We start from the raw sequence: 13675 nt of genomic DNA on the forward strand, positions 1-13675 counted from the left end.
CTCCATAACTACGTTAGGCCGCCGTAGCGCCGTGTTCTGCGTTGATATTCAGCTACAGCCTCCACCAGATGTTCATTGGTGAATTCAGGCCATAAAGTCTCGGTAAACCACATTTCGCTGTATGCGAGCTGCCACAACATAAAGTTGCTGAGACGCAGTTCACCGCTTGTTCGGATTAATAAATCCGGATCCGGCAAATCACCTGAAAGAAGCTGTTTGCCAATTAGTTCTTCGGTAATATCCTCAGGCCGAAGGGTCCCCTCGCTTATGTCCCGCCCAAGCGCTTTGACACATTCGGTGATCTCCTTGCGGCTGCCGTAATTCAACGCAAAATTCAAAACAAGCCCATCATTATTCGCCGTCCTTGCAACAGCTTCTTTCATAGCCTCCAGCGTATGCGAGGGAAGATCCTCCGGATAACCCATCATAGTGACCCGAACATTTTTCTCAATCAGTTCTTCCAACTCTAGCGCTAGAAACTCTTGCGGAAGCTTCATCAGGAAATCGACCTCATCCTTGGGACGCTTCCAGTTTTCCGTTGAAAAAGCATACATCGTCAATATTTTGATCCCCAAATCATCCGCTGCAATTGCGGTCCTTTTGACTGCCTTCATGCCATTCTGGTGTCCTAGAATCCGCGGTAATCCGCGCTTCTTGGCCCAGCGGCCGTTGCCGTCCATTATGATGGCCACATGCTGAGGGATGTTGTCGGGAGAGAGCCGGAGCGCCTGCTGACTGTCCTCCTGATTCAACCACGATCGAACCCGTTTGATCATTCCATTTCCTCCAGGCATCTTTCTGCAAAAAAGAGACAAACCCCACCTAACCGGAGGGGCCGAAGTCTCTATACTTCCATAATCTCTTTTTCTTTTGCAACGAGCACTTTGTCGACTTCGGCAGTATATTTATCCGTAGCCTTCTGGATATCTTCCTGATGTCTCCGGGACTCGTCCTCGGAAATATCAGTTTTCTCCAACTTCTTAATGTCGTCATTGGCATCACGGCGAATGTTACGGATGGCTACCTTCGCTTCTTCACCGAATTTCTTCGTCATTTTCACAAGGTCAGTTCTACGCTCTTCCGTAAGAGCAGGAATTGACAAGCGAATTTGATTACCATCATTCGCTGGTGTTAATCCAAGATCAGATTTCATGATCGCTTTCTCAATATCACCGAGCGAGGATTTATCCCACGGCTGAATCATAAGCGTACGGGAATCCGGTGTAGTAATATTAGCAAGCTGATTAACCGGAGTTGGAGCTCCGTAATATTCTACTTGAATACGGTCGAGCAGAGATGAACTTGCCCGGCCGGCACGCAACGTCGCGAGATCGCGTTTCAATGACAGGATCGCTTTTTCCATGCGTTCTTCTGCATTCTTTTTCACCGTTTGTGGCATTAGTCTACACTCCCTTTAACGATCGTTCCAATCTTTTCACCTAGAACGACACGCTTAATATTACCTTGCTCCGTAATGGCGAATACAATAAGCGGAATGTTATTGTCCATGCACAACGAAGAAGCTGTAGAGTCCATTACACCCAGGTTTTTATTCAACACATCAAGGTAAGTAAGCTGTTCGTACTTCTCAGCTGTTTCATCCTTAAACGGATCTGCGGAATAAACACCATCCACTTTATTCTTAGCCATCAAAATCACTTCAGCTTCGATCTCAGCAGCTCTCAGAGCAGCCGTAGTATCGGTAGAGAAGTATGGGTTACCTGTGCCAGCGGCAAAGATAACAACACGGCCTTTTTCCAGATGACGGATCGCTCTACGGCGGATGTAAGGTTCAGCAATTTGCTGCATGGAGATCGATGTTTGTACCCGTGTAGGCACACCGATTTGTTCCAATGCATCTTGCAGTGCCAGTGAGTTCATCACGGTTGCAAGCATCCCCATGTAATCGGCAGTCGCACGATCGATACCGTTCGCGCTTCCAGCGATACCACGCCAAATATTACCACCACCACATACAATCGCTACTTCTACGCCGAGTGCAACAACTTCTTGCACCTGTTCTGCGATGGATGTAATCGTCTCCGCATCAATACCATAACCATTTTGGCCGGATAGGGATTCCCCACTGACCTTCAAAATAACTCGTTTAAATACAGGCTGTTCCAAATGTTAACCCTCCACTTTAAGACGGCGCCTTTCGAAAAGACGCCCGTTTGAAAAACGACAGACAGACGCAAAACACTGCTTGACGGCACATAAAAATCGGGTAAAAACTCCGTTTCGCGGGGAAACGTCTATCGACACATCTTCAGGTAGCAGACCGCCTTTAGATGAAGTTGTTCCTTCAAGATAAGGATCGTCTTTACTCCGAATTTTTACACTTTCTTATCTTATAAGAAAACCAAATATATCGATGCACTTCAAGTAGAAACGCTTCTCTCATCCTTATTTAAAAGGATGAGGATCGTTTCCGCGGGAATATAAGCCAAGTATAACACGAAGATTATACTTTCTTACATTTTTAAAAAAGAAGGAACACAAAGTGTTCCACTCTTTTTTAAAAGCTATATTTAGCCTAAATGGCTTATTTATTCACCTGAGACATAACTTCTTCTACGAAGTTGTCAACTTTCTTCTCAAGACCTTCACCAAGCTCATAACGTACAAAACGACGGATGGAGATATTCTCACCGATCGTGCTGATTTTTTCGTTAAGAAGCGTGTTGATCGTTTTGTCTGGATCTTTAACGAAAGATTGATCAAGCAGGCAGTATTCTTCATAGTATTTGTTAATGCGGCCTTCAACCATTTTCTCAACGATTTTCTCAGGCTTACCTTCATTCAGAGCTTGAGCTTTCAAAATTTCTTTCTCTTTCTCTAGCTCATCCGCAGGAACTTCTTCACGACGAACATATTTCGGGCTTGCAGCAGCGATATGCATAGCGATGTCACGTGCAAACTCTTTAAATTGATCTGTTTTACCAACGAAGTCAGTTTCGCAGTTGATTTCAACAAGAACACCGATACGACCGCCACCGTGGATGTAAGATTCTACTACACCTTCAGTTGCAATACGTCCAGCTTTGTTAGCAGCTGCAGACAAACCTTTTTCACGAAGAAGCGCGATCGCTTTGTCGATATCACCATTTGTTTCGTCAAGCGCTTTTTTACAATCAAGCATACCTGCGCCTGTTCTTTCACGAAGTTCTTTTACCGCACTAGCTGATACTGCCATTGATATTCCCTCCAGTTATAATTAGCATATTAATGCTGTTTCTCAGCATTTTTCACATTCTGACCTTAAAAAAAGGGCAGTGAGAGGTTATCCACCTACCAACCACCCTTTTCATTTAATTCAATCTTTATACGTCCAACCTATATTAGGCTGTAGTTTCTTCACCTTGGTGAGCTTCTACAACGGCATCAGCCATTTTACCTGTCAGCAACTTAACAGCGCGGATCGCGTCATCGTTACCTGGGATAACATAGTCGATTTCGTCTGGATCACAGTTAGTATCTACGATACCTACAATTGGGATACCCAATTTGCGAGCTTCTGCAACTGCGATACGCTCTTTACGAGGGTCGATGATGAACAAAGCGCTTGGAAGACCCTTCATGTTCTTAATACCGCCAAGGAATTTCTCAAGACGATCTTTCTCTTTGCGGAGAAGGATAACTTCTTTCTTAGGCAATACTTCGAACGTGCCGTCTTCTTCCCACTTCTCCAGTTCTTTCAAACGATTAATACGTTTTTGGATTGTTTCGAAGTTAGTCAGCGTTCCGCCGAGCCAACGTTGGTTGATGTAGTACATACCACAACGTTCTGCTTCTTCTTTCACGGAATCTTGAGCTTGTTTCTTTGTTCCGACGAAAAGGATTGTTCCGTTCTCGCCAGCAACACTCTTAACAAAGTTGTAAGCTTCCTCTACCTTTTTAACCGTTTTTTGTAGGTCAATAATGTAAATTCCGTTTCTTTCAGTGAAGATATATCTGTCCATTTTTGGGTTCCAACGACGAGTCTGGTGACCGAAGTGTACCCCAGCTTCCAAAAGCTGCTTCATGGAGATTACTGCCATCTTCACACACCTCCTAAGTTTGGTTTTTGTGTGCCCTCCGCCAAGGTCATTTCTCGTTAAGACTCCCATAAGGAAGCACCCCCAACGAAATCTCTTAGCGTGTGTTTTAACACCGTCAATTAATATATCACAGTTAAAAGGCTTATGCAATTATTTTATGTGCTTAAATGCACATTTCTCCTGTTTATACCTAAGATGAATCATTATTCTAATAGAACCTAAAAAAACCGCTCGGAACCTCTTAACGGTTGCCGGACGGCTTTTCAGAAATTTTTTTAATTATCGATTGAAAACTCTCTCCAGCCGTAAACGTGTATGTACCCGTCTGAATTTGAGAATTTATCTTTTTTGCTGAAGCTGCTTTTATAAAAGATACTTTATCGGTAATAACACCCGCTCGCTTCAGGCCTTCAGCTACATGGCTAAGATTGCTTCCCTTCGTAATAACATAGCGAATTGTAGCTTCTTTAGGAGATGAAGGTTCTTTAACAGTAGGAGTATTCGTATTGTTCTTGTTATGATCTGGTTTCTCAGGTGTGTTGGGCGAATCTGGATTCTGCGCATCCGTTACCTTTGAGGGTGGTACTACAGATGTCCCATTTAATTTCCCGCTATCTTGCTTCATCTTCTCTTTCCATTGGTCTTCTGTCATCAGCGGATCTGCTTCATCGACTATAGTTAGGTTGAGTGATTTTGCCCCTTGTTCAATCTCTTCTTTAGTCCATTGCTTCTCCTGTGGCTCAGTAGAAGACATACTGCGTTCACCCATAATGCTGAGCTGAAGTAATACGGCTCCAAGGACGAGGCCAATGCCAAGACCCATCATAAATACACGGTTCTTGATCACGGGGTTTCCTCCTGTTTCGCTAACTGAATGATTAACTGCACCTCTCCACGCTGCATACCCGTAGACTTAGCAATCATATCCATGGACTTACCCGCTTCATACATTTCAAAAAGTGCGGTGTAGCGTCGCTTAATTGTATTTTCAGGAGAGGGATTAGGCTTCTCTATTTCAGTTATTGTAGATGCTGCCTCGTTATCTGCTATAACGGCTCTGTTTCCTGATGACATCATACTCTCTACCGTATTTAGCTTTGTGTCAGTGGTAGAAAGCTGCTGTTCGACAACTAGCAGTCGTTGACGCATTTCATGAATCTGCTCTTGCTGAGAATCTTGCTTAGCAGAATGCTCTTGCTTCATCTGACCGACTAATTGGAGTAGTTGTTCATTTTCAAGCTGAATTTCACCCATATACTGCTCTAAGGTGGTTTCTATCTCTTTGACGATCTGTTCATTATTAACTGTCTCTTCACGGCGTTTAGGCAGCATAAGAGCATAAAGGACAGCTCCAATGCCCAGGAGTACGATATAAATCCATGAGTCCAAAACGATTAACTCCTTTGTGCCAATAATTTACTTTATAGTGAAATGTCCAATATGCGTCCTTTGTAAGGATGCTCTGCAGGTTGTTCTGCGACTTGCTCCTTGGAATCGGAAGAAGAATCTCCACCTTGTTCGGGTGTTTGCCTGCTTCCATCTTCACGAATTGCAGATTCAGCTGTTTCGCTGACCTCTGTACTACGCTGTGCCGCCTGGCGGCTTTGTTTCATTTGTTCTCCGGCTAACAATGTCTGGTCCTGGGTTGGGCGCTGATGGTTCTCTTGTTGAATCTTCCCTGCCTCGCTCGTTCTCGGAACCGCGATCTGCATCTCTACTGATTTCAAACTCAAGCGGAATCACCTCGTCCCTTAATGATTAACCCTCACTTGGCATCTCATATAAGATCCTATTCCTGCACTAAACCAAAGGAACCATACTAATATCACCTTCATGATAATAAAAAGAAACCCGCTGAGTCGGATCCTTTATAAACCGTGTATAGCGTCCAATGACAATTTTGGCCCCGCCATAGATCGTCTTAACAATATCCACCTTCGCAATGGCGGTGTCCTCAAGCATTCGCTCGATCTCAAGCATCCTGTCTTTGATTTCAGCCTGTTCTGCCATATTAGACTTTTTGGTTACATTCAGCTTAACACGAAGAGCTAACTTGTCTGGCGAAAGTTGACCGGACGCAGCTAATTGATTCAGTAAATATAGCGCTTTATCCGTTTTATCCATACTATCAACCTGTTGCTTCAACTGAGCTCGAAGTTCAGCAAGCTCATTGCGTAGTTCCGGCAGAACACCGACTTCAATAACAGTTGCTGTTGACATCGTGTTCCCAATCGTACGAGCAATGACTTTTTCACCAGCTTGAACAACTCCACCCACAATAAGCCCCTTTGTTCCATTACAGATAACATTCTGACCAGCTCGAATATTGGAGTGCATAATACTTTGGCTAATTGTGATATCGGCTCCTGCAATGACATTGCCATCCTGCACAAATGTACTTTTCACATTTTGTCCAGCCTTAACATATCCCTTGTTATATCCGATAATGCCACCTGAAATATCGATTGAACCTTCTGCTTCAAGCTCAGCTCCTTCGACGAAACCTGTAACACGAATATCTCCCGCCGCTTTAATTCTGAACCCTGACAATACATTCCCTCGTATGACAACAGTTCCTACAAAGTCGATATTGCCTACGCTGTAATCAACGTCGCCATTAATTTCATATACGGGAAATACGTTGATTTTACCTTTTTCGGTCTTCGTTAAAAGTCCATCTATAGCAGCATACATAGCTGTTTTTTCTGGATTGATGACGACGTTCTTACCGATCTTAAATTGTGCTTCTTTACCAGGTTTGAATGGAATCTCATCGCCGGTAACTGCTGTTCCAGGAACCCCTGGTTTCGCCGGAATACGAGCTGCGATCAGTTGGCCTTTTTTAACATTATTAAGACGCGTTATTTCCTTATAATCCACTTTACCATCAACCGTTTCGAGTGGACGCAAGTGTTCCTGATCTCCCATTTCAACCCTTAACTCAATCCGACCATTCTCCCCGTGTACAGGCTCAGTCCCGATCGCTACGGGAGCTCTACTATATTGATATTCTTCGGAATGACTGACAATACGACCTAATGTGTCGTGCTGAAGCCCGTAGCGGATTTGGTGGCCTCGGAGAAATTGTTCAAGGGCTTCGATACTACATGTAAAACCCTCATCCCAATCAGACATCTGCACATAGGCTACTGTCTTATCATCCGAAAACGTGACATTAAAGTATTTATCAAGCGCATAATCAACAGACAATCCGTGAACCCCCTTCCATATTGGCAAGCGTCAATCGTTCTGCATTAACAAATCCCGATCCTTGTCAAGCGTGCCTCTTAGCCTTAGAATCGCTTTGGAATGAAGCTGCGATATTCTAGATGGAGACAACGACATGACCTCGGCGATTTCACTAAGCGATAGATCTTCGTAGTACAGTAAGGAGACAACTGTTCTTTCTTTTTCCGTCAACTTTCCAATCCCTTTCACTAGGGACTCGTGCAAATAAAATTCATGCACTTTATGATCTGGATTTTTTGCTTTTTCGTCTACCAAAAGGTTCATTCGAGTCTCTGACTCTTCTTCACGAATAGGATCTTCTAACGAGCTTAGAGTCATTACTGCAACTTCCTGCAGCATATGTCTAAACTCCTTTTCAGAAACTTCAAGATAATCGCTCATTTCGGAATCACTAACAGTTCTGAGATACTTCTGCTCCAGCTGTTGATAGGCTGATTCGATCTTTTTTGCTTTCTCACGAACAGAACGAGGGACCCAGTCTCCTTGACGGAGTGAATCCAGTATGGCACCTCGAACACGCCACGATGCGTAAGTTTCAAACTGGAGTCCACGTTTATAGTCAAACTTCTCAATGGCATCAATCAGGCCCATAACCCCATTACTTGCTAAATCGCCTTTAGAAACGTTACGGGGTAGCCCGATTGCCAATCGGCTTGAAACATAGTCAACGATGTGTAAATGGTACTCGATTAGCTTCTTCTTTGCTTCTTGATCTCCATCTTCCTTCCATGCTTCCCATAAATCCATATGGTTGAGGGGAGAAGCTTTGCGCTCGTCCAATTGCCTTCACCATCCTTATTTTTCTGTCAGGTGACGAACGGCCTTGGCCAGTTCTTCGGGATCCTTAGTTGAAACCAATTTCGGAGGATTTAATGGGACAAACCCCTTACCCTCTTGATTCTGCTCTGGTTCCGGTTTAATAAGACTCATGAGTTCTTTATCTTCATCCGGTGTTGTCATATCAAGTCTATTTCCTAGCTGCCCAATAGCGGCCTCGTCAGAAGTATCAAACCCTTCAGTAGGTTTAAATGCTAGAGTGAAGACCCATCTGAGCAGGTACGCTAATGCAAACCATATTACAAATGCTATTAAAGCCCTATTTAAACTTGTCATCCACAGATTGTTTCGTAAAGTGAATAGAAACGTAAATACAAATCCGGCTAATCCAGCTAACAAATTAAATCGTATATTTCCTATCATGGCTACAATTCCTTTATACCCTTTTGTACACTACGTATGGTAAATATACCCGTTGAGCAGTTCAATTCAACCGTTCTTCCGTAATTTCCTCCGGTATCTTCCCCAATCAGTGGAATCCGTAGCTGTTCCAATATATCTTTACAAGACTCCACATTCCGAGGTCCAATCCTCATGCTGTCACCTGCACCAGCAAAAGCAAACATCTGCGCGCCACCAGCCATCTTTGCGACTAACCTTCCTTGCGAAGCCCCCATATCCTTGAGCTTAGTTAAAAGAAATGGAAGGGCCGTATCTGCATACTTAGCCAAATTCACTTGGCCTTCTCTGGCAATGGAAGATGTGGGAAGCATCACATGCGCAAGGCCTCCAATCTTTAGCAGTGGATCATATAAAGTCAACCCCACGCAAGAGCCCAAACCTGTTGTGCGAATGCATCCACTCGGACCCACAACGTTCAAATCCGCCATTGCCACTTTTACTACACTTTGTTCGTCAATCATTCTCTAGAGGCACTCCCAAAGCTTCGAATATTTGAGCAAATGACTGAGGATCAGGTATTAAGAAAAACTGTCCCTCCACTTCATAATGCCCTTCCAAGAACGTGGTATTGATTAGCAAAGCATCATCGCCCATCTCGCCAAACTGGAGAAGGCCATAGCTTAATATCGCACCTGCCATATCCATCGCCAGCCCTGGAACAGTCGGTGTCATCGAGAGCTTGGTGAAATCAGCTAACGAAGATAAATAAGACCCTGCTAAGATGTTTCCAATCTCATTCAGTGCAGATTGCTCCATCTCTGAGAATTCAACATCATGCAGCACTTCAATTCCAGCCAATCGCTGAAGAAGTTTCTTTCCGGCCTCAGGACTCATGATAAAAAAGAGATTACCCGGTGCGTCACCCTCAACTCGGAGGAAGACTGCAATGACGATTCGTTCAGCTCCTCCAACACTTTCGGCTATCTCTTCAAACGATAGGAGTTGAACGGTTGGTACTGCCATATCAATCGGCTTATTCAAGAGTTGGGAGAGGGCGGTTGCGGCATTACCCGCCCCTATATTGCCAACTTCTTTGAGAACGTCCATTTTGAAGTCTTTATCATACTTGAAGAGATCCACCAGACTATTCCTCTAGACCTTCAAGTTGAATGATTTCACTTTTGTTTAGAACCTCAGACAGGTTAAGCATAACAAGCAGGCGCTCGTCATCAATCTTAGCTACACCGCGGAGATACTTCGCTTTCACACCACCTACAACTTCTGGTGGAGTATCAATACTGTCGCTGTTTAAATCGATAACATCACTAGCAGAATCCACTATAAATCCAACCTGCATTTCATTAACGGAGACAATGATGATTCGAGTCTGATCGGTATATTCAGCTTCTGGCAAACCGAAACGCCCACGGAGATCAATTACAGGAATGACTACACCACGAAGATTTACAACGCCTTTAATAAATGCATATGTTTTGGGAACACGAGTAATTGGCATAAGCCGCTCAATCGTCTGAACCTTTTCAACTTCAATTCCATACTCTTCACTGCCGAGCTTAAAGACGATTACTTTTAATTCTTCTCCCATTTAAAACCCTCCTTATAATTTCACACTCTACTACCTAGCTGATATGTTGCTAAGTTCCTGCTACTTGATAAATGCATTGGGATCAATAATGAGTGCCACTTGTCCATCTCCGAGAATGGTAGCTCCGGAAACACCCTGTATCGAAGGTAGATACTTACCCAAGTTTTTAATTACGATCTCGTTCTGACCGATAAAATCGTCAATAGCCAAAGCAGCTAAACGCTCACCTTTACGAATAACAACAATTTCGGTTTCTTCCTCAGTCGATTCATCAAAATCTGGAACTTCAAACACACGGCTAAGTGATATAAGCGGAATATGGGCTTCCCTGAACGGAATCATACGCGTACCGTGAACTGTACGAATCTGAGCTTGTTTAATAATTCCCGTTTCCACGATCGATGTCAGTGGGATTGCATATTTCTCAGAGCCCATCTTTATAAGCATTGCAGCTATGATGGATAGCGTTAGTGGAAGTTGTACTGAGAAGTTCGTCCCTTTACCAGGCGTTGAATATATTGTGACATTACCACCTAAGGAATTGATCTTTGATTTAACTACATCTAAGCCTACTCCCCGACCCGATACATCGGATATTTTCTCAGCCGTACTAAATCCTGCTGCGAACAAGAGTTGATGAGCCTCTTCATCAGACAGAGCAGCTGCTTGTTCCTCAGTTACAACGCCCTTTTTAATAGCACTATTGATGATATTTTCCCGAATGATTCCGCGACCATCGTCTTCGATCTCAATAAACACATGATTTCCACTGTGGAAAGCTCTTAGATGAACCGTTCCCGTCTCTGACTTTCCAGCTGCAACTCGATCAGCAATTGGCTCAACACCATGATCGACAGAGTTACGAATTAGATGAACCAACGGATCCCCAATCTCATCAATCACGGTGCGATCAAGTTCGGTCTCAGCACCTGTGATGATAAGATCAATTTTCTTATCCAAGGATTTGGCAAGATCGCGCACCATTCGTGGAAATCGATTAAATACAGTATCCACAGGTACCATCCGTAATTTAAGTACGATATTCTGGAGGTCACTGCTAACCCGGCTCATATGCTCAACGGTATCCGTTAGTTCCTGATTCTTGGCTTCATTGGCAAGCTGCTCCAGACGCACACGGTCGATCAACAGTTCACTAAATAGGTTCATCAATACATCAAGACGCTCAATGTCCACCCTGATTGTTCGAGATGGCGCGGCTGTGCCGGTATTTTTGGATGGAGCTTTACTTGGGGAAGGAGCACCACTTCCTTCATTTTTAGATGAAGTTGTTGCGTTAGTGTCAGCCGTTGTAGAGCTTGTCTCGTTCTCTTTTTGAACTGGTTCGGCTGTTGCCGCACTCTGCTGAACCATCTGTTGCAATGACTCATGATCCAAATTAGTTACTGTTGCTGTATCCATTTCTGAAATATTCAAAATTTGGCTTTCAAGATTAACTGGATCTTTCTGGGTAATAAAGTACAGCGAGAACGTTTGGTCGAATTCTCCCTGCTCAATTTCCTGGACATCTGGATAAGTCTTAACGATCTCACCCGATCTTTCCAGCAGTTCAAATACCATATAGGCTCGTACTGCCTTAAGCTGGCAGTCTTCCCGAAGTTTTACCTGGATATAGAGTACCTTATGACCCTCTGCAATAGATTGATCAAGCACCGAGTACTGAAATTCATCCAGTTCAATACCCGGATAAACCGGAGCACTGTCTGGTTGCTGTGCTGAAGCAGCTTCTGCTGATGGAGCGACTGCGCCTTCACCACGTACGATAGCTTGAAGTGAAGCTACAATAGAGGAAACATCAGCCTTCCCTTCTCCACCCTGTACAATATCTTGGACCATGGATTCAAGTGCATCTAAGCTTTTAAATAATGTGTCAAAAATAAAATCTTGCATTTTTAGCTTTTCATTCCGAACCAGGTCCAGCACATTCTCCATTTGGTGTGTCAGAGATGCCAGATCTTCAAATCCCATTGTTGCTGCCATCCCTTTTAAGGTATGAGCTGAACGGAAGATCACCTGTACTATACTTAAGTCATCCGGACTGCTTTCCAATTGAAGCATATTTTCATTTAATGACTGCAGATGATCATTCGACTCATCAATAAACATGGATAAATATTGATTCATGTCCACTTCCGAGATACCCCCTCTATGAGTTTCACTTACCGAGATTTACTGCTTGTACCAATTCCCCTGCAATATTTTGCAGTGGTAGTATATTGCTTACACAACCTAATTCAACGGCTGAACGAGGCATTCCATACACAACGCAAGTCTGCTCACTCTCAGCAAAAGTTGAGGTAACTCCAGAGTCGTAAAGTTCTTTCATCATTCTCGCACCGTCACTTCCCATCCCCGTCATCAACACAATATGGCGTTTCAGATTAGTGAGTGGTAACAATGATTCAAACAGCACGTCAACCGAAGGGCGGTGACCATTACAAGGATCACCCTTACGGATTGAAATCTGGTACTGTCCATTCCCAGAAGAATACATCGTCATATGGTTTCCACCCGGTGCGATATAAGCAGCCCCAGCGCGTAAGAACATTCCGTCTTGTGCTTCCATAACATCCAGATCACTAAAGGAATCCAGTCGCTGAGCCAACGATTTCGTAAAGTTTGGTGGCATATGCTGAACAATCACAATCGGAGCTGGGAAATTCGCTGGTATTTGCTCCAGTAAAACCTTCAAAGCTCTGGGTCCGCCTGTAGAGCAACCTACTGCTACGATTTGAGTAAAGTTCCGCTGCACGATACGGTCTTGAACAGTGTCACTCTTAACTCCCAAACTTTCCTTACGATCTGGGCTAACCATCTTATTAGGAGAAAGAATATCGCTTTTTCTACTATTAATGACTGGGGCCAAAGCTTCCCTCTCTTTAAATATCGGTTCTGTGCCACGGATCATTTGGTTATCTTTATGATTTTCATCGCCAAGCAGCCGATCCGGTATCAGCGGTTTAGGAGAAGGTTGCTCTACATTTTTCTTATGGATATGTTGAATACTTGAAACATCTTTACGCACCGATCTTTGAATCGGGGTCTTTAGCGGCTCGTCCACACGTAACGAGCTTGATCGGTCGGAAGGCCTTGGCGAAAGACGACTAGCTTTTGATTTCTCTTGACGTTTCTGCTCTTCTTCCTCCCACAATGCCCTCCGCTCTTTGGCTTGCATTGCTGCTTCTAGCTGACAGAGCAATTCCCTGCCAACCTGTTCTATGTCCTGTGCATTTAATATAGAAGGCTTACGTATGAAATCAAAAGCGCCAAACTCCAGTGCAAGAATTGTTTCTCGCATCCCCTGCTCATTAACGCCTGACAACATGATGACTGTTTGATTCTCTGCTTCCATAATGGACTTTAGTGCATCAAGACCATTCATTTCAGGCATTTCTACATCCATCGTGATAACATCAGGGCTCAGCTCTTTGACTTTCTCAACGGCTTCCTTGCCGTTACTTGCAGTACCTACGACTTGAAACTGGTGATCCCGTTCAATTAGATCGGAGAATATCTTCCTCATAAACGGTGAATCATCTACCACCAGCACACGAAATGGCTTCACCTAAGTCCACCTCTGTTC

16 protein-coding genes are annotated in these 13675 nt (G+C 43.9%); all 16 read right to left on the reverse strand.

What is annotated here, in order from left to right:
* Positions 1 to 8: 8 nt before the first annotated feature.
* Positions 9 to 776, reverse strand: a complete 768-nt coding sequence (gene uppS / locus AC3WJJ_RS09650; protein WP_492541987.1) for an undecaprenyl pyrophosphate synthase — start codon at positions 774 to 776, stop codon at positions 9 to 11.
* 68 nt (positions 777 to 844) lie between these two features.
* Positions 845 to 1399 (reverse strand): ribosome recycling factor, encoded by a 555-nt coding sequence (gene frr, locus AC3WJJ_RS09655; RefSeq protein WP_422657264.1) that lies wholly within the window; start codon positions 1397 to 1399, stop codon positions 845 to 847.
* Positions 1399 to 2127, reverse strand: a complete 729-nt coding sequence (pyrH, locus tag AC3WJJ_RS09660) for a UMP kinase (RefSeq protein WP_208918882.1) — start codon at positions 2125 to 2127, stop codon at positions 1399 to 1401. Before pyrH ends, frr begins: the two co-directional genes overlap by 1 nt.
* Positions 2128 to 2545: 418 nt before the next feature.
* Entirely contained in the window at positions 2546 to 3196 is a 651-nt protein-coding gene (gene tsf / locus AC3WJJ_RS09665) for a translation elongation factor Ts (RefSeq protein WP_492540085.1), read from the reverse strand.
* 145 nt (positions 3197 to 3341) lie between these two features.
* Entirely contained in the window at positions 3342 to 4040 is a 699-nt protein-coding gene (gene rpsB, locus AC3WJJ_RS09670) for a 30S ribosomal protein S2 (RefSeq protein WP_422657266.1), read from the reverse strand.
* A 241-nt stretch (positions 4041 to 4281) separates the two neighbouring features.
* Entirely contained in the window at positions 4282 to 4887 is a 606-nt protein-coding gene (locus tag AC3WJJ_RS09675) for a hypothetical protein (RefSeq protein ID WP_492540087.1), read from the reverse strand.
* The gene (locus AC3WJJ_RS09680; protein WP_492540089.1) at positions 4884 to 5429 is read right to left on the reverse strand and encodes a hypothetical protein; all 546 of its coding nucleotides are present in this window, start codon (positions 5427 to 5429) and stop codon (positions 4884 to 4886) included. The genes AC3WJJ_RS09675 and AC3WJJ_RS09680 overlap by 4 nt, the downstream gene beginning before the upstream one ends.
* 32 nt (positions 5430 to 5461) lie before the next feature.
* Positions 5462 to 5773, reverse strand: a complete 312-nt coding sequence (locus tag AC3WJJ_RS09685; RefSeq protein ID WP_492540091.1) for a hypothetical protein — start codon at positions 5771 to 5773, stop codon at positions 5462 to 5464.
* 67 nt (positions 5774 to 5840) lie between these two features.
* Complete coding sequence (locus tag AC3WJJ_RS09690; protein WP_492541989.1) at positions 5841 to 7250, reverse strand: flagellar assembly protein A; 1410 nt, start codon at positions 7248 to 7250, stop codon at positions 5841 to 5843.
* A gap of 30 nt (positions 7251 to 7280) precedes the next feature.
* Complete coding sequence (locus AC3WJJ_RS09695) at positions 7281 to 8069, reverse strand: FliA/WhiG family RNA polymerase sigma factor (RefSeq protein WP_422657271.1); 789 nt, start codon at positions 8067 to 8069, stop codon at positions 7281 to 7283.
* Positions 8070 to 8084: 15 nt separating this feature from the next.
* A complete protein-coding gene (locus AC3WJJ_RS09700) occupies positions 8085 to 8489 on the reverse strand; it encodes a hypothetical protein (RefSeq protein WP_492540093.1) in 405 nt (134 codons plus the stop codon).
* A 2-nt stretch (positions 8490 to 8491) separates the two neighbouring features.
* Positions 8492 to 8989: a chemotaxis protein CheD gene (locus AC3WJJ_RS09705; RefSeq protein WP_492540095.1), complete on the reverse strand. Its 498-nt coding sequence runs from the start codon at positions 8987 to 8989 to the stop codon at positions 8492 to 8494.
* Positions 8982 to 9608, reverse strand: coding sequence for a chemotaxis protein CheC (locus AC3WJJ_RS09710; protein WP_492540097.1), 627 nt, complete (start codon positions 9606 to 9608; stop codon positions 8982 to 8984). The genes AC3WJJ_RS09705 and AC3WJJ_RS09710 overlap by 8 nt, the downstream gene beginning before the upstream one ends.
* 4 nt (positions 9609 to 9612) lie before the next feature.
* Positions 9613 to 10074, reverse strand: coding sequence for a chemotaxis protein CheW (locus tag AC3WJJ_RS09715; RefSeq protein WP_422657275.1), 462 nt, complete (start codon positions 10072 to 10074; stop codon positions 9613 to 9615).
* Positions 10075 to 10134: 60 nt separating this feature from the next.
* Positions 10135 to 12222, reverse strand: coding sequence for a chemotaxis protein CheW (locus tag AC3WJJ_RS09720; protein WP_492540099.1), 2088 nt, complete (start codon positions 12220 to 12222; stop codon positions 10135 to 10137).
* A 25-nt stretch (positions 12223 to 12247) separates the two neighbouring features.
* Positions 12248 to 13657, reverse strand: a complete 1410-nt coding sequence (locus AC3WJJ_RS09725; RefSeq protein WP_492540101.1) for a protein-glutamate methylesterase/protein-glutamine glutaminase — start codon at positions 13655 to 13657, stop codon at positions 12248 to 12250.
* Between the last annotated feature and the right edge of the window lie 18 nt (positions 13658 to 13675).

The organism is Paenibacillus sp. FW507-14B1B, assembly GCF_058781425.1.

Bases quoted from the DNA above. Each gene is read 5' to 3' on its own strand.
- frr (WP_422657264.1), bottom strand. From the start codon at position 1,399: ATGCCACAAACGGTGAAAAAGAATGCAGAAGAACGCATGGAAAAAGCG.
- AC3WJJ_RS09700 (WP_492540093.1), bottom strand. From the start codon at position 8,489: ATGATAGGAAATATACGATTTAATTTGTTAGCTGGATTAGCCGGATTT.
- tsf (WP_492540085.1), bottom strand. From the start codon at position 3,196: ATGGCAGTATCAGCTAGTGCGGTAAAAGAACTTCGTGAAAGAACAGGC.
- rpsB (WP_422657266.1), bottom strand. From the start codon at position 4,040: ATGGCAGTAATCTCCATGAAGCAGCTTTTGGAAGCTGGGGTACACTTC.
- AC3WJJ_RS09715 (WP_422657275.1), bottom strand. From the start codon at position 10,074: ATGGGAGAAGAATTAAAAGTAATCGTCTTTAAGCTCGGCAGTGAAGAG.
- uppS (WP_492541987.1), bottom strand. From the start codon at position 776: ATGATCAAACGGGTTCGATCGTGGTTGAATCAGGAGGACAGTCAGCAG.
- AC3WJJ_RS09705 (WP_492540095.1), bottom strand. From the start codon at position 8,989: ATGATTGACGAACAAAGTGTAGTAAAAGTGGCAATGGCGGATTTGAAC.